The 21,326-nt window shown below is 40.4% G+C and carries 20 protein-coding genes; 19 read left to right on the top strand and 1 reads right to left on the bottom strand.

What is annotated here, in order from left to right:
- The first annotated feature begins 237 nt into the window (after window positions 1-237).
- The 6 genes from lepA (at window position 238) to BMX26_RS01435 (ending at window position 7,891) form a co-directional block, all read left to right on the top strand.
- Window positions 238-2,067 carry a translation elongation factor 4 gene (gene lepA / locus BMX26_RS01460; RefSeq protein WP_075529840.1) on the top strand — a complete coding sequence of 610 codons (1,830 nt, stop codon included), beginning with the start codon at window positions 238-240 and terminating at the stop codon, window positions 2,065-2,067.
- A 13-nt stretch (window positions 2,068-2,080) separates the two neighbouring features.
- A complete protein-coding gene (locus tag BMX26_RS01455; protein ID WP_075529699.1) occupies window positions 2,081-2,779 on the top strand; it encodes a tRNA (adenine(22)-N(1))-methyltransferase in 699 nt (232 codons plus the stop codon).
- Window positions 2,772-3,887, top strand: a complete 1,116-nt coding sequence (locus BMX26_RS01450; RefSeq protein WP_075529698.1) for a Nif3-like dinuclear metal center hexameric protein — start codon at window positions 2,772-2,774, stop codon at window positions 3,885-3,887. Before BMX26_RS01455 ends, BMX26_RS01450 begins: the two co-directional genes overlap by 8 nt.
- Window positions 3,888-3,938: 51 nt before the next feature.
- Window positions 3,939-5,177: a peptidase T gene (pepT, locus tag BMX26_RS01445; RefSeq protein ID WP_075529839.1), complete on the top strand. Its 1,239-nt coding sequence runs from the start codon at window positions 3,939-3,941 to the stop codon at window positions 5,175-5,177.
- A 54-nt stretch (window positions 5,178-5,231) separates the two neighbouring features.
- Complete coding sequence (locus BMX26_RS01440) at window positions 5,232-6,002, top strand: sulfite exporter TauE/SafE family protein (protein WP_075529697.1); 771 nt, start codon at window positions 5,232-5,234, stop codon at window positions 6,000-6,002.
- 263 nt (window positions 6,003-6,265) lie between these two features.
- The gene (locus BMX26_RS01435; protein WP_075529696.1) at window positions 6,266-7,891 is read left to right on the top strand and encodes a peptide ABC transporter substrate-binding protein; all 1,626 of its coding nucleotides are present in this window, start codon (window positions 6,266-6,268) and stop codon (window positions 7,889-7,891) included.
- A gap of 150 nt (window positions 7,892-8,041) precedes the next feature.
- Here the strand turns inward: BMX26_RS01435 and BMX26_RS01430 are convergent, their stop codons facing one another.
- The gene (locus BMX26_RS01430) at window positions 8,042-8,815 is read right to left on the bottom strand and encodes a Cof-type HAD-IIB family hydrolase (RefSeq protein ID WP_075529695.1); all 774 of its coding nucleotides are present in this window, start codon (window positions 8,813-8,815) and stop codon (window positions 8,042-8,044) included.
- Between BMX26_RS01430 and BMX26_RS09570 the strand changes: the two genes are divergently transcribed.
- The 13 genes from BMX26_RS09570 (at window position 8,805) to recN (ending at window position 21,296) form a co-directional block, all read left to right on the top strand.
- Window positions 8,805-9,224 (top strand): PTS glucose transporter subunit IIA, encoded by a 420-nt coding sequence (locus BMX26_RS09570; protein WP_075529694.1) that lies wholly within the window; start codon window positions 8,805-8,807, stop codon window positions 9,222-9,224. The two genes, BMX26_RS01430 and BMX26_RS09570, sit on opposite strands and share 11 nt — an antisense overlap.
- A gap of 375 nt (window positions 9,225-9,599) precedes the next feature.
- The gene (gene clpB, locus BMX26_RS01420) at window positions 9,600-12,203 is read left to right on the top strand and encodes an ATP-dependent chaperone ClpB (protein ID WP_075529693.1); all 2,604 of its coding nucleotides are present in this window, start codon (window positions 9,600-9,602) and stop codon (window positions 12,201-12,203) included.
- A 107-nt stretch (window positions 12,204-12,310) separates the two neighbouring features.
- Window positions 12,311-13,393 carry a M24 family metallopeptidase gene (locus BMX26_RS01415; protein WP_082272435.1) on the top strand — a complete coding sequence of 361 codons (1,083 nt, stop codon included), beginning with the start codon at window positions 12,311-12,313 and terminating at the stop codon, window positions 13,391-13,393.
- A 119-nt stretch (window positions 13,394-13,512) separates the two neighbouring features.
- On the top strand, window positions 13,513-14,073 hold the full coding sequence (gene efp / locus BMX26_RS01410; protein WP_075529692.1) for an elongation factor P: 561 nt from the start codon (window positions 13,513-13,515) through the stop codon (window positions 14,071-14,073).
- 33 nt (window positions 14,074-14,106) lie between these two features.
- Window positions 14,107-14,538 (top strand): Asp23/Gls24 family envelope stress response protein, encoded by a 432-nt coding sequence (locus BMX26_RS01405; RefSeq protein ID WP_075529691.1) that lies wholly within the window; start codon window positions 14,107-14,109, stop codon window positions 14,536-14,538.
- On the top strand, window positions 14,535-14,927 hold the full coding sequence (gene nusB, locus BMX26_RS01400; RefSeq protein WP_173647970.1) for a transcription antitermination factor NusB: 393 nt from the start codon (window positions 14,535-14,537) through the stop codon (window positions 14,925-14,927). The genes BMX26_RS01405 and nusB overlap by 4 nt, the downstream gene beginning before the upstream one ends.
- 97 nt (window positions 14,928-15,024) lie before the next feature.
- Window positions 15,025-15,879 carry a bifunctional methylenetetrahydrofolate dehydrogenase/methenyltetrahydrofolate cyclohydrolase FolD gene (gene folD / locus BMX26_RS01395; protein ID WP_075529690.1) on the top strand — a complete coding sequence of 285 codons (855 nt, stop codon included), beginning with the start codon at window positions 15,025-15,027 and terminating at the stop codon, window positions 15,877-15,879.
- Entirely contained in the window at window positions 15,872-17,212 is a 1,341-nt protein-coding gene (gene xseA, locus BMX26_RS01390) for an exodeoxyribonuclease VII large subunit (protein ID WP_075529689.1), read from the top strand. The genes folD and xseA overlap by 8 nt, the downstream gene beginning before the upstream one ends.
- The gene (locus tag BMX26_RS01385; protein ID WP_075529688.1) at window positions 17,212-17,442 is read left to right on the top strand and encodes an exodeoxyribonuclease VII small subunit; all 231 of its coding nucleotides are present in this window, start codon (window positions 17,212-17,214) and stop codon (window positions 17,440-17,442) included. Before xseA ends, BMX26_RS01385 begins: the two co-directional genes overlap by 1 nt.
- Window positions 17,417-18,349 (top strand): polyprenyl synthetase family protein, encoded by a 933-nt coding sequence (locus BMX26_RS01380; RefSeq protein ID WP_412771385.1) that lies wholly within the window; start codon window positions 17,417-17,419, stop codon window positions 18,347-18,349. The genes BMX26_RS01385 and BMX26_RS01380 overlap by 26 nt, the downstream gene beginning before the upstream one ends.
- Window positions 18,330-19,148 (top strand): TlyA family RNA methyltransferase, encoded by an 819-nt coding sequence (locus tag BMX26_RS01375; protein ID WP_075529686.1) that lies wholly within the window; start codon window positions 18,330-18,332, stop codon window positions 19,146-19,148. Before BMX26_RS01380 ends, BMX26_RS01375 begins: the two co-directional genes overlap by 20 nt.
- Window positions 19,149-19,158: 10 nt before the next feature.
- On the top strand, window positions 19,159-19,614 hold the full coding sequence (locus tag BMX26_RS01370) for an arginine repressor (protein ID WP_075529685.1): 456 nt from the start codon (window positions 19,159-19,161) through the stop codon (window positions 19,612-19,614).
- A gap of 11 nt (window positions 19,615-19,625) precedes the next feature.
- A complete protein-coding gene (gene recN / locus BMX26_RS01365; protein WP_075529684.1) occupies window positions 19,626-21,296 on the top strand; it encodes a DNA repair protein RecN in 1,671 nt (556 codons plus the stop codon).
- Window positions 21,297-21,326 lie beyond the last annotated feature (30 nt).

Raw genomic sequence — 21,326 nt, 5'->3', positions numbered from 1 at the left:
GCAGATAGCACATACAAGTGACATTTGTTTTAGAGAATGATATAATCGAAAGCAGGTTAACTGTTGTTAAAACAGCAGTTGGTGATATTTTCTGACCTTAGGGCAGGACAATCAAAGCCCTTTGCCAACTAACTAATAAATCAGCTTGAGTTGGATAATTATTTGAGGGGTGGATTTTGATTCACCTCTTCTTTATTGCAGAAAATGCTGAATTTTGAAAGAAAGCAGGAAAAGCTAATGGATTATGAAAAAATGAAAGAGCGGCAAAAACATATTCGCAACTTTTCAATTGTTGCTCATATTGATCATGGTAAATCAACGTTAGCGGACCGCATCCTTGAATTAACAGATACTGTTTCTAAGCGCGAAATGAAGGATCAATTACTGGATTCAATGGATTTGGAACGGGAACGTGGGATTACGATCAAATTAAATGCTGTTGAATTGCACTATCATGCTGAAGATGGCGAAGATTATATCTTCCATTTGATTGATACGCCAGGACATGTCGATTTTTCTTATGAAGTTTCACGTTCACTGGCTGCGTGTGAAGGTGCTGTATTAGTTGTTGATGCTGCACAAGGGGTTGAAGCTCAAACACTAGCCAATGTTTACTTGGCCTTAGATGATGATTTGGAAATTGTGCCGGTCATCAACAAAATTGACTTGCCTTCAGCTGAACCGGAAAAGGTGCGGCAAGAAATTGAAGATGTCATTGGTTTAGACGCTTCTGAAGCGGTTTTAGCTTCGGCTAAAGAAGGTATTGGCATTAAAGAAATGCTGGAACAAATTGTGCAAAAAGTACCGGCACCAGCTGGGGATTTAAAGGCACCTTTGAAAGCTTTAGTCTTTGATTCAGTCTATGATGATTATCGGGGTGTTGTTTTGAGTATTCGCGTGGTTGAAGGGACAGTTAAGCCAGGAGACCGTATTTTAATGATGAATAGCAATACCAGTTATGAAGTTGTTGAAGTAGGGGTTAACTCACCTAAGCCTTTGAAAAGAGATTATTTGATGGCTGGGGACGTTGGTTATTTAACCGCCAGCATTAAAGATATTCAAGATACACGTGTTGGTGATACGGTAACAAACGCTGACAACCCAACCGCTAAACCTTTAGCTGGTTATCGGGAAATGAATCCAATGGTTTTTGCCGGCCTTTATCCTACCGATAATGCCAAATATAACGATTTAAGAGAAGCTTTGGAAAAGCTCAAATTAAATGATGCGGCACTTGAATTTGAACCAGAAACTTCACAAGCTTTAGGCTTTGGTTTTCGCTGCGGCTTTTTAGGCCTTTTGCATATGGATGTTATCCAAGAACGTTTGGAACGTGAATTTGGGATGGATTTGATTACAACGGCTCCTTCTGTTACCTATGATGTTGAATTGACAGACGGCAGCCACATCAGTGTCACTAATCCTTCGGAAATGCCTGAAGCACCGCAGATTAAACAAATAAATGAGCCTTTTGTCAAGGCTGAAGTCATGGTGCCAAATGATTATGTTGGCCCCGTTATGGAATTATGCCAGCGCAAACGGGGAAATTTTGTAACGATGGAATACTTAGATGATTATCGGGTTAATGTCATTTACGAAATGCCGCTGTCAGAAATTATCTTTGATTTCTTTGATAAATTAAAATCCAGCACACGCGGATATGCTTCACTTGATTATGAATTAGATGGAACACGTCCAAGTGATTTGGTTAAAATTGATATTTTGCTTAATGGGGATAAGGTTGATGCCTTGAGCTTTATTACGCACCGTCAATTTGCGGCACAACGCGGTCGGGTGATTGCCGACAAGCTTAAAACAATTATTCCACGGCAAAACTTTGAAATTCCAATTCAAGCAGCTATTGGTGCGAAGATTATTGCCCGTACCAATATCAAAGCTTATCGCAAAGATGTAACGGCTAGGATTCATACGGGTGATCCTGACCGCCGTGCGAAGCTATTGGATAAACAAAAACGCGGTAAAAAACGGATGAAGGCCGTTGGACGGGTTGTTGTGCCGCAAGAAGCCTTTATGGCTGTTTTGAAGACGGATGAAGAAGTTAAATAAGGGGGGCTAATTTTTGGATGCACATCATTTGTCAAAGCGCTTGAAGACAGTTGCTTCGTTTGTGCCAAAGGGGGCAAGGTTAGCTGATATCGGCTCTGATCATGCCTATTTGCCGGCTTACCTGGCTTTAAATAAGCAAATTACTTTTGCAATTGCCGGCGAAGTAGTTAAGGGTCCTTTTGAAAATGCGCAAAATGAAATTTTAAAAGAAGGTTTAACCGGCGTCGTGCAAGCACGGTTAAAAGACGGTTTAGCTGCCGTTGAATTAACCGATAACATTGATACGATTACAATTTGCGGGATGGGCGGGCCTTTGATTGCTGATATTTTGCAGGCGGGTAAAGCTAAATTACAAAATCATCCGCGCCTTATTTTACAGCCAAATGTGGGTGAAAAAAATGTCCGCCTCTTTTTAGATGCTAATGGTTATACCATCAAAGCAGAAGAAATTTTAGCAGAAGACGGCCATACTTATGAAATTATCGTGGCAGACTGGACGGGTGCTGAACCTAGCTTATCTGAATTAGACTTATTATTTGGTCCAGCCTTGCGCCAGGAGCAAAATCAAGTCTTTAAGGCGAAGTGGACTAAGGAAAAAGACAAGTTAAAAAAGGTTTTAGCGCAAATGCAAAAAGCTAAACAGGTTCCCACAGCTAAAATCAAAGAAATTGAAGCTGAAATTGCTCAAATTGAAGGTGTTTTACATGGTTAAAGTAAAAGATATCGTCGACCGTTTTTATCAATTTGCACCGCCTTTTATTGCCGAAAAAGGCGATCCTGTTGGCTTACAGTTAGGATCATTAGATCATGAAGTCAAAAAAATGCTTGTGACGCTTGATGTGAGACCGGCTGTGGTTAAAGAAGCACTTGAAATAGGTGCTGATTTTATTTTTGCTCACCACCCTGCCATGTTTGTGCCGGTTAAATCAATAGATTTGAGTATACCGCAGCATAAAATGTATGCTGATATTTTAAAAAACAACTTAACTGTTTTTGGAGCCCATACTTTGTTGGATAATGCGCAAGGCGGCACCAGTGATTGGCTGGCAGAAGAATTAGGATTGATTGAAACGCAGCCATTTGTTTCTTTAAAACAGGAAACGTGGTATAAATTGGCAGTTTTTGTGCCTACGCAAAATGCAGCTGAATTGCGGCAAGCTTTAGGCGACGCTGGCGCGGGCCATTTAGGGGCTTATTCGCGTTGCTCATATTCTTTAGCGGGGACTGGACGCTTTTTACCTGAGACTGGGTCTCACCCTTATATTGGAACGAAGGGTACCGCTGAAGAAGTGCAGGAACAAAAGGTTGAAGTCGTTTTTCCAAGCCGGTTAAAAAACCAAGTCTTGGATGCAATGTGTGCTCACCATCCTTATGAAGAAATTGCTTTTGACCTTTATCAAGTTGAAAATTTAGGGCCAACCTATGGCATGGGCCGGATTGGAACGTTGGACAAGCCGATGACAGTTGCGGACTATGCACAGTTTGTTAAGGAAAAAACCGGGATGGATGGAGTAAAATTAATTGCTAAAGATCCTGCTAAAATGGTGCAGCGGGTGGCTGTTTTAGGCGGTTCCGGCTCTAAATTCTTTACGGAAGCTATGAAGCAAAAGGCTGATGTCTATGTTACCGGTGATGTTACTTACCACACGGGTCATGATATTTATGAATCAGGTCTGGCTGTCATTGATCCAGGACATTATTTTGAAGTCATCTGCAAGACTAAGATGACAGCTTTATTTAAGCAATGGGCGCAAAGTGAAAAGTGGCAGCTTGAAGTTATTGAATCAAAAGTTAACACTAACCCATTTAAATTTATCTGAAAAAATGCGACAATAATAAAAGGCAATTGCCAAAGAAAGGTTGTTAGTATGATGAGTAAGTACGAAACATTACTCCCACGTTTTATCAAATATGTCAAAAAAGAAACACGTTCTGATGAAAATTCAACGACGATTCCTTCAACACCAAATCAAGTTGAATTTGCTAAAGAATTAGTGGCAGAATTAAAAGAAATCGGCTTGGATAATGTCCGCATTTCACCTGTTAGCGGATATGTCTTTGCTACTTTGAAGAGCAATCTCGACCATGATGTCAAAAAAGTCGGCTTTATTTCACACTTAGATACAGCCGATTTTAATGCAACGAATGTTAATCCGCAAATCGTGGAAAACTATGATGGTCAAAGTGATATCAAATTAGATAGTGAAGGCAAGTATGTTTTATCACCAAAAGAATTTCCTAATTTGAAAAATTACCAAGGCCATACTTTGATTACAACAGACGGGACAACGCTGCTTGGTGCTGATGACAAGTCTGGTGTTGCTGAAATCATTACAGCGATGGAATATTTGGTTAACCATCCTGAAATTAAGCACGGTGAAATCGAAATCGGAATCGGACCTGATGAAGAAATCGGTACTGGTGCTGATCATTTTGACGTTAAAGATTTTGGCGCTGATATTGCCTATACGGTTGATGGCGGTCCTTTAGGCGAACTTGAATATGAAACGTTCAATGCCGCTGCGGCTAAATTGACCTTTATCGGCAAGGACGTGCACCCTGCAACAGCTAAGGGCGTTATGGTTAACGCTATCCGGTTGGCGATGGAATTTAATAATCGCTTGCCACAAGGCGAAGTACCGGAAGAAACAGAAGGACGCGAAGGCTTCTATCATATCTTAGAAGTTGACGGTACGGTTGATGAAGCGCATAGTCAATACATTATTCGCGATCATGATCGGGCTAAATTTGAAGCACGTAAGCAAGTTATGCAAGATATCGCAGCTAAGATGAATGAAGAATTAGGTGAAAAGCGGGTTGTTATGGATCTTAAAGACCAATACTACAACATGCGCGAAGTCATTGAAAAAGATATGACAGTAGTTGATTTAGCTAAGCAAGCCATGGAAGACTTGGATATCACCCCTGTTATCTACCCTGTACGTGGCGGTACAGATGGTTCTAAGATTTCCTTTATGGGCTTGCCAACACCTAACTTATTTGCCGGTGGCGAAAACATGCATGCACGCTATGAATATGTATCGCAACAAGTTATGGAACAAGCAACGGATGTAATTTTGCAAATTGTGAAATTAGTCGCACAAGACTAATTTTTAAAGAGCTAGGTTACTTACTTAGCTCTTTTTTTATTTGGGAGAGAGAAAATGCATCTTATTATTTTTAATTTAGAATTGATTGTTGTCGGCCTTTTGGCGGGCATTGTCAGCACAGCTGCTGGGTTAGCCTCGCTGGTGTCTTATCCGGCCTTGCTGATGTTAGGTTTGTCGCCGGTAATGGCCAATGTTACTAATACTTTTGGGACAATTACCAGCTCTTTTAGTTCAGTGATTACTTCGCTGCCGGAACTGAAAAAATCAGTCAAACAGCTGCTTTATTTGATTCCAATTACCTTTATCGGCGCCATTATGGGTTCGCTGCTGCTTTTTATGCTGCCGGGCAAAACATTTCAAAATTTGGTGCCTTTATTTATGCTGTTGGCGGCCTTTATGTTGTTAAAGCCCGGCAAAAAAGCACCGGCTGAGGGTGAATTTGTTAAAATTGAGCCTTCCTTTTTGAAAAAGGCGCTATCGTTTGGCGGCATTTTTATCGTCAGTATCTATCAAGGGTATTTTGGAGCCGGATCAGGCGCTTTGCTGCTGGCTTTAATGATGGTTATTTACTCTGATAAAACGTTTGCCGAAAATAATGCGCTAAAAAATGCTTCCGCCGGCTTAACCAATGTGATTTCAATTATTATTTATGCGACTAAAACTACGATTTTGTGGGGATATGTGCTGCCAATGGCAATCGGCTTTTTTGTAGGCGGTATTTTAGGCCCCATGATTGCGCGCAGAGTTCCGCAAAAAATCATGAAAACCATTGTTGGTTTAGGCGCGATTTTACTGGCTATTGTGCTCTTTTTCCGCAATCATTAATTTTTTTGAATAACCCTTTGACAAATTACAAAAAGTAAGTTAAAATTAACTTATTATTTGTAAGGAAGGAGACATTCACAATGATTAACGCAAGCAAACAATGTTGTTGTTTACATAACCTTGGTGAAGTGTGTCTAAACGGGGCCTGTTGTCTCTAGTTATAGAGACAAATTATTTTGGCTAAGACCTGCATTTCACCATTTTTTTGGTGCTGTGCAGGTCTTTTTTTGCACACTTTTAAATTAATTGAGGGGTTATTAAGCATGAATAAAAAAAGTATTTTGGTATTATCACTGGCATTAGCGTTTGTTTTAGCGGGCTGCACCAAGCAGCAGACACAAAGCTCAAAACAGGTTTTAAAACTGTCCGCACAAGCACCGCTAGATACGATTGATATTTCCAAGGCAACAGGTTATGGACAGACAGGCAATGTTTACGAAAGCTTTTATCGGTTAGGCAAGAAAGGCAAGCCAGTGGCAGGTTTAGCCAAGTCAGGGACAGTGTCAAAAGACGGGTTAACTTGGACTTTTAAATTGCGAAATGCCAAATGGTCTAATGGTGATCAAATTACAGCCCAAGATTTTGTGTACTCATGGAAACGGACCATTAATCCGAAGACCAAATCACCATATGCTAATCTTTTTTCCAGTATCAAAAATGCTGATGCCATTATGGCGGGAAAAAAGAAAGCTGATACTTTAGGCATTAAAGCTACAGATAAAAATACGGTGGTGGTAACCTTGGATAAGCCGATTGTTTATTTCAAGGTACTGATGGCATATCCATTATTTGCACCACAAAATCAAAAAGTAGTTGAAAAATATGGTAAAAAATATGCTACTAAGTCTAAATATATGGTTTATTCAGGTCCATTTAAAATTTCGGGTTGGACGGGAACCAATGACAAGTGGTCATTTGTCAAAAATAAGCAATATTGGGATCAAAAAAAGGTTAAATTACAAAAAATCACTTATAAAGTTGTCGAAAATACCAACACCGGCTACCAGCTCTATTCCCAAAAAAAGCTTGATATGACACCACTTTCTAATCAGCAGGTTAAAAATCTCAAGCACAGCAGTGAATTTAAAGAATATCCGTATTCATATGTTGCTTATCTGGCATATAATTTCAATGATGCTAACGATATCAATAAAAAAGCCTTTAACAACCGTAATATCCGGCTAGCCTTTTCACTGGCCTTAGATCGCAAAGTTTTAACAAAGAAAGTTTTTGGTGACGGTTCGCAGGTTCCAAGTGGTTTTGTAGCAACAGGTCTAGCCGCCAACCCTAAAACAGGCGTTGATTTTGCCAAGGAACAAGCCGTTAAAGGCACAGTAGAATACAATGAAAAAAAGGCTCAAGCATACTGGAAGAAGGGCTTGGCCCAGATTGGCGCCAAAAATTTGACTATTAATATTCTCGCTTCAAATGAAAACAGCAATAACACGCCTTTAACCCAGTATTTGCAATCACAATATACCAAGGTTTTACCGGGAACTAAAGTTAATGTTGAAGCCATTCCAGGAAATTCTGCTTTAACTAAAGCAAGAAATGGCGACTTTGATATCTATGTCTCAGGTTGGGGTGGCGATTTCAATGATCCGATTACTTTTTTGCAGATTCCTTTGCAAAATACATCATATAATTACGGTAATTACTACAATCCAACGTATGATGCTTTAATTAAGAAAGCTGAAAATGAGGATGCAAATGATGTTGATAAACGCTGGTCAGACCTGGTTGCGGCAGCAAAAATTTTCAATCAAGATCAAGGGGTAACCCCAATTTATCAGCAGACGACCGCATATATGCAAAGTTCTAAGGTACATGGAATTATTCATAATACTGCCGGCACGCAGTGGAATTATAAATATGCTTATATCAAGTAAAGACGCAAAAAAGCAGGATTTTATGCCTGCTTTTTTTATTTTTTAAAACTATAATTCAAAAAATATTGATTTGTTATTTATCGAATTAAAGATACCCGTGGTGCAGTTAGTGCATCACGGGTATTTTAGCTTAATCAGGGACTTTATATGCTAATCATTCAGCAATTCTTCCAAGGCTTTCAAGACACCGGACTCGTTGTTGGAAAGGGTCGAGTATTGGGATACCTTCTTTACCTCTGGGTCGGCGTTTGCCATGGCATAACTGTATTTGGCGAACCTTAGCATTTCAATGTCATTGCCGCCGTCGCCGAATGCCGCCAGGTCCTCGCCGGTCAGGTTCCATCGCTTAAGCATTGTTTCTAAGCCCTGGGCCTTGTTGACACCTTTTTTGATGATGTCGATATCGCCGAAGCCCGAAGAGGTGACGTGGACTTCAGCGCCAAACATTTCCGTAAGTCTTGCGACAGTTTGTTTTATGTCTTCAGCCGGGACGGCCAGGTTTAATTTTATGAAGCGGTCGTCTGGAAGTTTGTCGAATGAATCAACTAAGGTGTGGCTGGGGCAGTAGTAAAACCTGCTTTTTAGGTAGTCTTTGTCTTCACTTTTCAGCATATAGGCGCTCTTGATGCCGTTTAGTGCCAGGTGACTGTCCTTGATGTTTTTTTGAAATTGGACGATTTTTTCGACCGTTTTTGGATTTAAAGTTTGGGCCAGCATTTCCTTGCCCTTGCCTAAAAGGTAGGCGCCGTTTTCTGCGACAAAATCGATTTCTTGAAAGCATTCTCTGAAATCATCCTGCAGGCGGGCATATTGGTTGCCGCTGGCTACGATAAGGTGGACGCCCTGGTCTTTCATCTTGGCTAAAAGTTTGCCAAACAAGGCGCGGTCATAGTTTTTGGGGTTATCTAGAAAGGTGCCGTCCATTGAAAGTATCGATGCACCTGTTGAAGGTGAAGTTATCCAATTATCAGAAGTTAAAGATGAAGTATTCTCATCCGGCACAATGGGAGAGGGCTTTGCTGTTAAGCCTGCAAACGGTAAGATTGTCGCACCATGCGATGCAGAAGTTATCGCAGTCTTTGAAACAGGCCACGCCATTGGTTTAACAACTATGGCAGGGGCAGAAGTCTTAATCCACGTCGGAATTGACACTGTTATGCTTAAGGTCCAAGGCTTTGACACTAAGGTTAAAGCCGGAGACCTGGTCAAGAAGGGCGACCTTTTAATGGATGTTGACATGGATGCGGTCCAAAAGGCCGGCTATGACACAACTGTTATGGTAATCGTAACGGATCCGCATAATGTTGACGTAAGCATGCCTGTTTTAGCTTAAAATCGAAGCATATCTCCGACATAAGAAGACGAGAACAATCAGCTAAACTTTAGCAGGCATTGTCAGTGTTATTGTTTTAGGCAGTTTTGCAGTATTCTGTTAAATTGAGATTGTTGCTGGTAAAAGCCTTTTCACATATGTGGGAAGGCTTTTTTAATAGACTTGCCTATAACCGCTTTGAAATCTTTGTTTTGGCAAGAAAGCTTTATTACCATTTCTAAGCGTCAACATCCGAAGAAGTAAATTAAAAGCCAACTAAAAAATTAAGAAATGTTTAAGTTTTGACCTTCTTTGACCAAATGAATACAAAAAAACTGAAATCAGCTGTTAAAGGGTATAAAATATACTTGTAAGTTACGAATGGAGGTTTTTTAAATGAATGAAGGGCCAAAAATGACTGAAGCAGTTCAAAGTGCGCTTGCTGAAGCACAAAAAATTGCTCAAACGAGACACCACCAAGAAATTGATATTTTTCATCTTTTTAAATTTCTGGTGCAACCCGGTGAAATATTAAGAGATTTATATCAAAAAGCCGGAATTAACGTTAATGAATTTGAAACCAAAATTGATCAAGCTTTAGATAAACTGCCGGTTGTTGAAGGCAGTCAGGCTTATGGTCAAAATATGTCACAAACGCTCTATCAATTGATGCAGGATGCTGATCAAGTCAGACAGCAATTAGGTGATGAATATATTGCCGTTGATACTTTGGCTTTGGCTTTGGCTAAACAAAAGTATAATCCTTTAAGCGAATATCTGGCTGCTAAGGGCGTTAATTATAAAAAATTAAAGCAAGTTATTTCAGAGATGCGAAAGGGTGAAAAGGTTACGTCTAAAAACCAGGAAGAACAATATAAAGTCCTTGAAAAATACGGGGTAGACCTTGTTAAGCAGGTTAGATCAGGCAAGCAAGACCCAATTATTGGACGTGATGAAGAAATTCGCGATGTAATCAGAATCCTGTCCCGCAAGACCAAAAACAACCCTGTTTTAATTGGCGAACCCGGTGTCGGCAAAACGGCTATTGTTGAAGGGTTAGCTCAGCGGATTGTTAATCAAGATGTTCCTGATAATCTAAAAGATAAGACTATCTTTTCTTTGGATATGGGAGCTTTAATTGCCGGGGCTAAATACCGTGGTGAATTTGAGGAACGTTTAAAGGCTGTTTTAAAAGAAATCACTAAGAGCCAAGGCCAAATTATTCTTTTTATCGATGAAATCCATACGATTGTCGGTGCTGGCAAAACAGAAGGCTCGATGGATGCCGGAAACCTCTTAAAGCCGATGCTGGCTCGCGGCGAACTGCATTTAATCGGGGCAACAACCTTGGATGAATATCGCGAATATATGGAAAAAGACAAGGCCCTAGAGCGCAGGTTCCAAAAAGTTTTGGTTAAAGAACCAACCGTTGCAGATACCATCACTATTTTGCGTGGCTTAAAGGAACGTTACGAAATCCACCATGGTGTCAAAATTCATGATAATGCCTTAGTTGCTGCAGCTACTTTGTCAAATCGCTATATTACAGATCGGTTCTTGCCGGATAAGGCTATTGATTTAATTGATGAAGCCTGTGCTGAAATCCGGGTAGAAATGAATTCAGTGCCAACGGAGTTAGATCAAGTTAAGCGGCAATTAATGCGCCAGGAAGTTGAAGAAGCAGCTTTGAAAAAAGAAACGGATTTAGCTTCGAAAAAGCGGTTGGAAGAATTACAAAAGGATTTAGCCGATTCGAGGGAAAAAGCTAATAAGTTAACTATGCGGTGGGAAAATGAAAAAGCTTCTATTAAACAGGTTTCTGATAAAAAAGAAGCTTTAGACAAAGCCAAGCATGAATTTGAAGACGCCAAGAACCGCTACGATTTAGAAGAAGCTTCCCGCCTGCAATACGAAGTTATTCCTAAGTTGGAAAAAGAAGTTAACGAACTGGAAAATCAAAAGAAGCCGGCTGATTTTCTGGTCGAAGAATCAGTTACTGAAAATGAAATCGCTGAAGTTGTCAGTCGTATGACCGGGATTCCAGTTGCCAAATTAGTCCAGGGAGAACGGCAAAAATTGCTCCATTTAGCTGATAATTTGCACGAAAGAGTTATTGGCCAAGACGAAGCAGTAACAGCTGTTTCTGATGCAGTGCTCCGGTCACGTGCCGGTTTGCAAGATCCATCCAAACCTTTAGGCTCATTTATGTTTTTAGGCCCAACCGGTGTTGGTAAGACTGAGTTGGCTAAAGCATTAGCAGAGGCTTTGTTTGATTCTGAAAAGCATATGGTCAGAATTGATATGTCTGAATATATGGAAAAAGCGTCAGTTTCAAGACTGGTCGGTGCAGCTCCGGGCTATATCGGTTACGAAGAAGGCGGCCAACTGACAGAGGCGGTTAGAAGAAATCCATATACCATTGTTTTGTTTGATGAAATTGAAAAAGCTCATCCTGATGTCTTTAATATTTTACTGCAGGTCTTAGATGATGGCCGTTTGACTGATGGCCAGGGTCGTACGGTTGATTTTAAGAATACCATTTTGATTATGACCTCAAACCTCGGCTCTGATATTTTACTTGATAAAGTCAAAGATACAGGTGTTGTTGATGAAGAAACGCGCAGGCAGGTCTTGGATTTGGCTAAGATGCATTTTAAACCGGAATTTTTGAACCGGATTGACGATATAATCATGTTTACACCGCTCAATCAGGCTGCTATTCAAAAAATTGTGGAAAAATTCATTAAACTCTTATCTAACCGGTTGGAAAATCAAGAAATTACACTCAAGATTACGCCGCAAGCTGAAAGCTGGTTAGCCGAAGAAGGTTATAATCCTGCCTTTGGTGCCCGTCCTTTACAACGGTTTATTACCAATAAAGTCGAAACACCTCTGGCCAAAGAAATTATTGCCGGGCATATTTTGCCTCATTCTGAAGTAACCATTGAGCTTGAAAACGATAAACTTGTTTTTCATGCCCGTCAATTGATTGAAGCCTAATTAATTGTACCGCTTGGAATTTCCAAGCGGTTTTTTGTATCCTTTTCTTAGAATTTGCCGGTAAACATGTTATAATATGCTTAATTTAAGATAAATGGGGTGGGTAAATGCTTTTTGTAACAGATGAAATGTCAAAAAGACGTGTCGCAAACCTGCGGCAAAAAATGCAAAAAATGAGTGTGGACGCTTATTTAGTCACTGATCCCTCTAATCGCTACTATCTAAGCGGTTTTACCGGTGATGACGGTGTTTTGCTCATCACGGAAAATCACCGCTATTTGATTACGGATTCACGCTTTGAAGAACAAATTGCACATGATCAACCGGCATGGGAAAGTTTTATTACGCGTGATTATTTAAAGACAGCTTGCGAATTGTGTACGAAAGAACATTTAGCGGCGATGGCTTTTGAAGCAAGTCTTTCCTATAGTGCATATGATATTATTGATGAATTGTCAACGGCTGATATTGTACCTTTAAGCGGAGTTATTGAAGCTTTGCGTTCCGTTAAAGAACCCGAAGAAATTGCAGCGATTAAAGAAGCCTGCCTCTTGTCAGGCAAAGGCTACCAATATATCTTAGATACGCTTGAGCCGGGGATGACTGAACTGGAAGTTTCAAATGAACTTGATTATTTCATGAAAAAGCAGGGGGCTTTTGGCTGGTCATTTGAAAGTATTGTGGCTTCAGGTGAAAGAACGACGTGGCCACATGGTACAGCTACCGCTAAAAAAATTGCCCCTAATGATTTGGTAACAGTTGATTTTGGCTACTTCAAAGACGGCTATACTTCTGATGTAACGCGGACCTTTGCTTTAGGAAAGCAAAGCGATGCGGTTAAAAAAATTTATGCGACCGTTTTAAAAGCTAATGAGCTGACCGTAGCAGCGGTCAAGGCCGGAGTTAACGGCCAAGAATTAGATAGAATTGGACGCGACTTCATTACGCAGCAGGGTTATGGCAAATATTTCAACCATGGCATGGGACATGGCATTGGCTTAGATATTCATGAATTGCCTAATGTAGGTCGGACCTATGAAGAATATATGCAGCCTGGGCAAATTATTACGATTGAACCAGGTATTTATGTACCCGGTGTTGGCGGGGTTCGGATTGAAGATGATATCTTAGTAACAGAAGATGGTTATGAAATTTTAACCGACTTTTCAAGAAATTACATTGAAGTCTAATTTTAAAATTATTCATTATCCTTGCATACAGATATGTTTTTTTGTTATTATGAAATGTATGAGTTATATTTGGATGAGTAGTTATTAATCCATTCAATAAGGTCAAGGAGGATCATTAAATGATTTCTGTAAACGAATTTAAAAATGGTTTAACCATTACAGTTGATGGCGAATTATGGCGCGTGGTTGAATTTCAACATGTTAAGCCTGGTAAGGGCTCTGCTTTCGTACGTTCTAAGCTTAAGAACTTGCGTACAGGTGCTGTTCAAGAAAAGACTTTCCGCGCTGGTGAAAAAGTTGAACAAGCACAAATCGACCGTCGTAAGATGCAATACTTGTATGCTGACGGCAACAACTATGTTTTCATGGATACTGAAACATATGAACAACTTGAACTTCCAGGTGAAGAATTAACTGAAGAATTGAAGTTTTTGAAGGAGAACATGGTTGTCAGTGTTATCATGTATGGTGCTGAAACATTAGGGATTGAATTGCCAAATACAGTTGATTTGGTTGTTAAGGAAACTGAACCTGGCATCAAAGGCGATACAGCTTCCGGCGGTTCTAAGCCTGCTACGATGGAAACTGGTTTGGTTGTTCAAGTACCATTCTTCGTTAATGAAGGCGATGTTTTGACCATCAACACAGTTGATGGTTCATACATTTCTCGTGCTAACTAATTGTCTTTAACAAGGACATAAGGAGGTCTTACAATGGCTGAGGATAATAATATTGTCTTAGCAACAAGAGAACAAGGCCTAGGCGACGTTTCAATTGCTCCTGAAGTGATTGAAGTTATCATTGGAATTGCTACTAGCCAAGTTGAAGGCGTATATTCTATGCGTGGTTCATTGAAAAACAGTTTATCTGAATTATTGGGCAAGAAGAATCGCGGCCGTGGCGTTAAGCTTGAAAATGGTGATAACGGTTTAAATGTCGACGTTTACGTCTTTTTAAATTATGGCGTGGCTGTTCCTCAAGTTGCTCGTGAAATTCAAGATAAGGTGCGTCAACAAGTCTTATTTATGACAGGCTTGGAGATCAGCGGGGTTGATGTGCATATTTGCGGTGTTATTCCAGAAAAAGAACAACCGGCAATTGATCCTAACAATCCCTTTGGCGTAGAAGATGGTGAACAAAATTGAGTATGTCTAGACACGAAGTACGTAAGGTAGCCTTTCAAACCCTTTTTGCTTTAAATAGCAATCCTGATGCTAATCCGACGGATGTTTATGAAGCATTATTGGGCGAAGAAACAGCAGCACCTGCTTATTTAATCCAATTAGTGGATGGTGTTAGATCTAAGCAAACTGAAATCGATGAATTGATTTCAGCTCATTTGAAAAAGGGTTGGCCTATTTCACGGCTTAACAAAACGGATTTAATTTTAATGCGGCTTGCAGTTTATGAAATGAAATTTGTTGATGATTTGCCAGCCAAGGTTGCTTTGAATGAAGCATTAGAATTATCCAAAGAATTTAGTGATGAAACTTCCCGCCGTTTTATTAATGGGGTTTTATCTAACTTGCTGTAAGCAAATTCAGACAGTCTTAGTTAATAGCTAAGACTGTTTTTTTTTGATTTCTAATGATAGAATGGTAATTAAGTATACTTAGATGAGGTGGGTTAAAGTGACGATTTTAATGAATGGACGCGACTTGGCGCAAAAAGTTAGAGAATCGCTGAAGGAACGGGTCAACAAGTTAAAAAAAAGAGGGGTTACGCCAACTTTAGCGGTAATTTTAGTTGGGGACGATGAAGCCAGCAAGGTGTATGTGCGCAATAAACACCGCGCAGCTGAAAAAATCGGTATTAAAACGATTGATAAGAAATTGCCGCAAAATGCCGGCCAAGAAGAGGTCATTAAAGTTGTTAAAAGCTATAATAATGATCCTAATGTGCACGGCGTTTTAGTGCAAATGCCTTTGCCAAAGCAGATTGATGAAAAAGCCGTCATTGATGCTATCAGTCCTAAAAAAGATGTTGATGGGTCACACCCGGAAAATATGGGGCGTTTATTCATGAATGAAGCTAGAGCTTTGCCATGTACTCCTAGGGGCATTATGGAACTTCTCGATGAATATGATATTGATGTTCGTGGACAAGAAGTGGTCATTGTCGGTCGAAGCAACTTAGTGGGCCGTCCTTTAGCTGCTTTGATGATTAATGCCAGTGCAACGGTTACCGTAGCACATAGTGTAACGCATAAGCTGCAGGAAGTTACCAAAAAAGCTGATATTTTAGTGGTAGCTGTAGGACAAGCAGGGATGATTGATGAAAGCTACATTAAACCAGGCGCAGTTGTGATTGATGTTGGCATTAACCGGACCGCCGAGGGCAAATTAAGCGGCGATGTTAACGAAGCCAGTGTGATGGGAAAAGCTTCCTTCCTTACGCCTGTACCTGGTGGTGTCGGACCGATGACTGTTTCAATGCTGATGAAGCAAACAGTAGAATTTGCTGAAAGAAGTGTTGTGGATGACTGAAAATAACTATTTAACAGTCACTGCTTTGACTAAATATTTAAAGCGCAAATTTACAGCTGATCCATATCTGAAAAAGGTTTGGCTTGTGGGCGAAATTTCCAATTTTCGTTTACGCCGTGGCCACCAGTATTTTTCTTTAAAAGATGAAAAAGCAGTGATTAACGCGGTGATGTTTGCCAGCAATTTCAATAAAATTAAATTTACGCCTGAATCAGGCATGAAGGTGATTGTTTCAGGGCGGATTGATATTTATGAGGCCAGCGGCAATTATCAATTTTATATTGAAACGATGGAACCAGAAGGCGTGGGAGCTTTATATCAAGCTTTGGAAGAATTGAAGGCGAAATTAGCCAAAGAAGGACTTTTTTCAGGACCCAAACGAAAAATCACGCCATTTCCTAGGCGCATTGCGGTTATTACGAGCCGGTCAGGGGCCGTTATTCGCGATATTATTACCACAGTAACCCGCCGGTATCCGATTGCTCAATTGGTGCTTTTTCCTGCTGAAGTGCAGGGTGAAAGAGCCGCTGATGCTTTGGTCGGCCGTTTAAAAGAAGTTAACGAACGGGGCGATTTTGACACAATTATTATTGGCCGCGGTGGCGGTTCAATTGAAGACTTATGGCCTTTTAACGAGGAAAAAGTGGTCAGAGCTATTTATGCCAGCCAAATTCCGATTATTTCTTCGGTTGGGCATGAAACAGATACCACTTTGGCTGATTTAGCTGCTGATGTCAGAGCAGCAACGCCAACAGCAGCGGCCGAATTAGCTACCTCGGTTTTAAGTGAAGATTTGGTTAAAATTGATCAATTAAAAAATCGGCTTTTGCAGGCCATGCAGGCTAGATTGGCTTACTTGAAGCAGCGTCTGCAAAAAAACAGGAATTCATATATTTTTGCGACACCGGAACGCTTATATGACAGTTATGTGCAAAAATTAGACCAGCTTAACTATCAGCTGCAGGTTAATTTTAACCGCAGACTTAAGGATCGGCAAAATAGACTGCAGCTTTTACAACAGCACTTATACAGCCGCACTTTAAGTGATCGCTTAAAGCTGTTGGAAAGCGACGTTAAACAACAAGATTATCGCTTGGAAAAGGCAGGCCGCTATTTATTGGAGCAAAAAAAAGAACAACTGGCTAAAGCAGCTAATGCCTTAGATATGCTCAGTCCGCTGAAGGTGATGGGACGCGGCTTTTCATATGTAACTAAAGAAGAGCAGGTTGTAAAACAGGTTAGCCAGTTAGAGGTTGGCACAGCAGTTGATCTGCATTTACGCGATGGCCAAGCCAAAGCAACCATTACCCAAATTATTGAGGAGGAAAAATGATGAATGAAGAAAACACATTTGAAGCTCAAATGGATGAATTAGAAAAAATTGTTACTCAGCTTGAACGAGGAGATGTACCTTTGGAACAGGCTTTAGAACAGTTTAAGCAAGGGGTTGCTTTAAGCAATCAGCTGCAAAAGAAATTGGCTGAGGCTGAACATACTTTGACCAAGGTGATTAATGACCAAGGCGATGAAGTTCCATATGAACGGGCTGAAAGCAATGACTAATGATTTAAAAGCATTTCAAGACCAATATCGGCCCTTGTTAGAACAAACAATGGACCAATATTTAAAAGATTTAAATACTCGTCCGCTTTTGCGTGATGCGATGGCTTATTCGGTTGATGCCGGTGGTAAAAGGATTAGGCCACTAATTATCATGCTGGTTTGTGATGCTTTTGGCCGTGAAATTGACGCTGATGTTTTAGCCTGTGGCAGTGCCTTGGAATTCATCCATACGTATTCTTTAATTCACGATGATCTTCCAGAAATGGATAATGATGACTTAAGGCGGGGCAAGCCAACCAATCATAAAGTTTTTGGGCCAGCCATGGCTGTTTTAGCCGGGGATGGCTTATTAACGACGGCTTTTGAAATTATGAGCCAAACCAAGCTAACTGCAGCCGTTAAAACCCAGCTGATAGCTGATTTGGCCTTGGCTTCTGGTCCGCAAGGCATGGTTAATGGACAAGTCGGCGATATTGAAGGCGAAACAAAAAAATTGACTTTAGACCAGCTAAAGGATGTCCATGCTCAAAAAACCGGAGCTTTACTGGTATATGCCTTTATGGCCGGCGGGCTTTTAGCAGGAAAGCAGTCAGCAGAGCTTGCGCTATTAAAACGCATTGGCGCAAACTTTGGTTTAGCTTTTCAAATCTATGATGACATTATGGATGTCGTATCGGATACGGCTACAATGGGTAAAAAGACGCAAAAAGATCAAGCCGAACATAAGAATACCTATCCAGGGTTATTAGGGCTTGAAGGCGCCTATCAAGAATTAGCTAAGGTCAAAAAGCTGGTTTCCAGTGATTTAGAAACGTTGGCGAAGACCACTGATTGCAAGATTGACTTATTAGCGGCATTGTTGAATTATTTTAAAGTAGGTAATAAGAATGAAAAAAGAACGAATTGATGTTTTACTGGTGCAGCAAGGCTTATTTGATACCAGAGAACAAGCTAAAAGAGCAGTGATGGCGGGGGAAATTTTAGGCGAAAATGAAGAACGTTTAGACAAGCCGGGCATGAAAATCGACCCTGAAACTAAATTGCATTTTAAGGGTACCAAAATGCCTTATGTCAGTCGTGGCGGCTTAAAGTTGGAAAAAGCCCTGAAGGTATTTGATTTGACCATCCGCAATAAGACGGTTTTAGATATAGGCTCTTCAACCGGCGGTTTTACCGATGTAGCCCTGCAAAAAGGGGCTAAAATGAGTTATGCCTTAGATGTCGGCACGAACCAGCTCGCTTGGAAATTAAGGCAAGATCCGCGGGTAGTGGTGATGGAAAATACCAATTTCCGCTATTCGAAGCTGGAAGATTTTACCAGCGGGCAACCCGATTTTGCGACCATTGATGTTTCATTTATTTCCCTGCACCTGATTTTGCCTAATTTGCATACCATCATTAAAAATCAAGGCGATGTTGTGGCACTTATCAAGCCGCAATTTGAAGCCGGACGCGAAAAAGTCGGTAAGCATGGTATTGTACGTGATCCCCAAACACATTTAGAAGTGGTTCAAGATATTATGGCTTTTGCAGCGGCGAGCGGCTATGATGTGTGCGAATTAGACTTTTCACCGATTACCGGTGGTCAGGGAAATATCGAATTTTTGATTCACTTAAAAGCCGTTGACAGCGAAGGGCAAATTTGGACTGAAGTTGATCCTGAGGCTGTAGTTAAACAAGCTCATGCTGTTTTAGAACAAAAATAGGGGTGATTGCATGAAAAAGAGTGATCGTCAACGTATTATCCGACATTTGATTAAGGAAAATGACATTTATCGGCAAGAAGATTTAGTAGCTAAATTGCTTGAAAAAGGCATTACAGTTACCCAAGCAACTATTTCGCGCGATGTTAAAGAGATGCAGCTGATGAAAGTACCAACGGAAAATGGCTCTTACCGCTACAGTATTCCTGTGTCTACTAAAATTGATGCGCAAAACAAATTAAACCAGCTCTTAAAAGAAGTTTACCTCTCTTCGGCCTGTCACCGTGATTTATGCATGCTCAAAGTTTTACCCGGTAACGGGCCTGTTGTCAGCAATTTGTTGTCACAACTAAACTATGATGGATTATTTGCTGTTTTAGGCGATGATGATACGGTAATGCTATTTACCGAATCTGAGGCTGATGCACAAAGATTCCAACATCAAATAATTGAAATTTCCAATCGCTAAGGGGGATTTTAATGTTACAGGAGTTAATGATTCATAATTTTGCGATTATTGATAATTTAGATTTGGCTTTTAAACCCAAAATGACGGTTTTGACTGGTGAAACAGGGGCCGGCAAGTCGATTATTATTGATGCTTTAGGTTTATTAGCTGGGGGACGCGGTTCCAGCGATTTTGTACGCAAAGGCGAAAACAAAGCCAGCATTCAAGGGTTATTTGAAGTACCGCAAAATGCCAAAACAGTTGACATTTTAACTGATTTGGGCATTGATTATGAAGCAGACGGATTAATTTTGCAGCGGGATTTGTATCGAAGCGGCAAAAATGTATGTCGGATTAATGGCAACTTGGTTAATTTGGCTTCTTTAAGACGGGTCGGGGAGACTTTGATTGATATTCACGGACAAAATGAACATCAATCCTTGATGCATCCTGAAAATCATTTGGATTTGCTGGACCATTTTGATAAAAGTCTGCAAGAGGACTTAGACCAATACCATAGTTATTACCATGATTACCAGACTAAAAAGCAGGCCTTGAATTTGCGTAAAGAAAATGAAAAACAATGGGCCCAACGGTTAGATATGCTGCAATTTCAAGTTAAAGAAATAGCGGCTGCCAAACTGGTTGATGGTGAAGAAGAAGCTTTGCGGACTGAAAAAGAGCAGCTTGATAATTATCAAGCGATTCATGCCGCACTTGAAAATGGCTATGAGGCTTTAAATGGCGGCAGCCCTGATTTGATGGGCGTTTTAGGCGGTATGATGGATGATTTAGGTAAAGTAGCTTCAATCAATGCGCATTTGCAAGATATATATACAAAAATTTCGGATGCCTTTTATGGTTTGCAAGATGCCGGCTATGATATTTCCAATGAACTGGATTCGATGGAGTGGGATGAAGGCCGGCTTGATAACATTGAAGCCCGGTTAGAAATGATTCATCAGTTGAAACGTAAATATGGTGATTCTATTGCCCAGATTTTAGCTTATTATCAAAAAATCACCCAAGAATTAGACAGTATGCAAGACACCGAGCTTGACGCCAAGCAGCAAGAAGAAGCTGTTGCTTTGGCTTATCAAAAAGCGCTTGAACAGGCAAAAATTTTAGCTACCAAGCGGCACAAAATTGCGCAAAAACTGGAGCAAGAAATTCACGTGCAATTAAGTGAACTTTACATGGATAAGGCTTTGTTTAAGGTTAAATTTACACCTTGTGATTTAAATGCACAGGGGATGGAACGGGTTGAATTTTATATTCAAACGAATTTAGGCGAAGAAATGGGACCTTTGGCTAAGATTGCTTCAGGGGGCGAATTATCCCGGATAATGCTGGCTTTGAAGACGATTTTTGCTCAAAATAAAGGCGTTACGAGCATTATTTTTGATGAAGTAGATACTGGTGTTTCCGGACGTGTAGCTCAAGCAATTGCAGAAAAAATCAGCTTGATTGCGCAGCATTCCCAAGTTTTATGCATCACCCACCTGCCGCAAGTCGCTGCGATTGCTGATAATCACTACTTCATTTATAAAAAAGTTGTCTCTCAGCGTACCGAAACACAAGTGGTAGTTTTGGATGAAAACAAGCGGATTAATGAAATTGCGCGGATGTTATCAGGTTCTACGATTACTGAATTGACCTTGGAGCATGCTAAAGAATTGTTAGCAATGGCACAAAAAGCATAATAAAAAAAGCAAACTTTAAGTTTGCTTTTT

This window comes from Ligilactobacillus sp. WC1T17, assembly GCA_900110005.1.
GTDB classification, from domain to species: Bacteria; Bacillota; Bacilli; order Lactobacillales; family Lactobacillaceae; genus Ligilactobacillus; species Ligilactobacillus ruminis_A.
This window is presented reverse-complemented; position numbering and strand designations above follow the sequence as displayed.

Bases quoted from the DNA above. Each gene is read 5' to 3' on its own strand.
- lepA (WP_075529840.1), top strand. From the start codon at position 238: ATGGATTATGAAAAAATGAAAGAGCGGCAAAAACATATTCGCAACTTT.
- BMX26_RS01450 (WP_075529698.1), top strand. From the start codon at position 2,772: ATGGTTAAAGTAAAAGATATCGTCGACCGTTTTTATCAATTTGCACCG.
- pepT (WP_075529839.1), top strand. From the start codon at position 3,939: ATGAGTAAGTACGAAACATTACTCCCACGTTTTATCAAATATGTCAAA.
- BMX26_RS01440 (WP_075529697.1), top strand. From the start codon at position 5,232: ATGCATCTTATTATTTTTAATTTAGAATTGATTGTTGTCGGCCTTTTG.
- BMX26_RS01435 (WP_075529696.1), top strand. From the start codon at position 6,266: ATGAATAAAAAAAGTATTTTGGTATTATCACTGGCATTAGCGTTTGTT.
- BMX26_RS01430 (WP_075529695.1), bottom strand. From the start codon at position 8,815: ATGGACGGCACCTTTCTAGATAACCCCAAAAACTATGACCGCGCCTTG.
- clpB (WP_075529693.1), top strand. From the start codon at position 9,600: ATGAATGAAGGGCCAAAAATGACTGAAGCAGTTCAAAGTGCGCTTGCT.
- BMX26_RS01415 (WP_082272435.1), top strand. From the start codon at position 12,311: ATGCTTTTTGTAACAGATGAAATGTCAAAAAGACGTGTCGCAAACCTG.
- efp (WP_075529692.1), top strand. From the start codon at position 13,513: ATGATTTCTGTAAACGAATTTAAAAATGGTTTAACCATTACAGTTGAT.
- BMX26_RS01405 (WP_075529691.1), top strand. From the start codon at position 14,107: ATGGCTGAGGATAATAATATTGTCTTAGCAACAAGAGAACAAGGCCTA.
- xseA (WP_075529689.1), top strand. From the start codon at position 15,872: ATGACTGAAAATAACTATTTAACAGTCACTGCTTTGACTAAATATTTA.
- BMX26_RS01385 (WP_075529688.1), top strand. From the start codon at position 17,212: ATGAATGAAGAAAACACATTTGAAGCTCAAATGGATGAATTAGAAAAA.
- BMX26_RS01380 (WP_412771385.1), top strand. From the start codon at position 17,417: ATGAACGGGCTGAAAGCAATGACTAATGATTTAAAAGCATTTCAAGAC.
- BMX26_RS01375 (WP_075529686.1), top strand. From the start codon at position 18,330: ATGAAAAAAGAACGAATTGATGTTTTACTGGTGCAGCAAGGCTTATTT.
- BMX26_RS01370 (WP_075529685.1), top strand. From the start codon at position 19,159: ATGAAAAAGAGTGATCGTCAACGTATTATCCGACATTTGATTAAGGAA.
- recN (WP_075529684.1), top strand. From the start codon at position 19,626: ATGTTACAGGAGTTAATGATTCATAATTTTGCGATTATTGATAATTTA.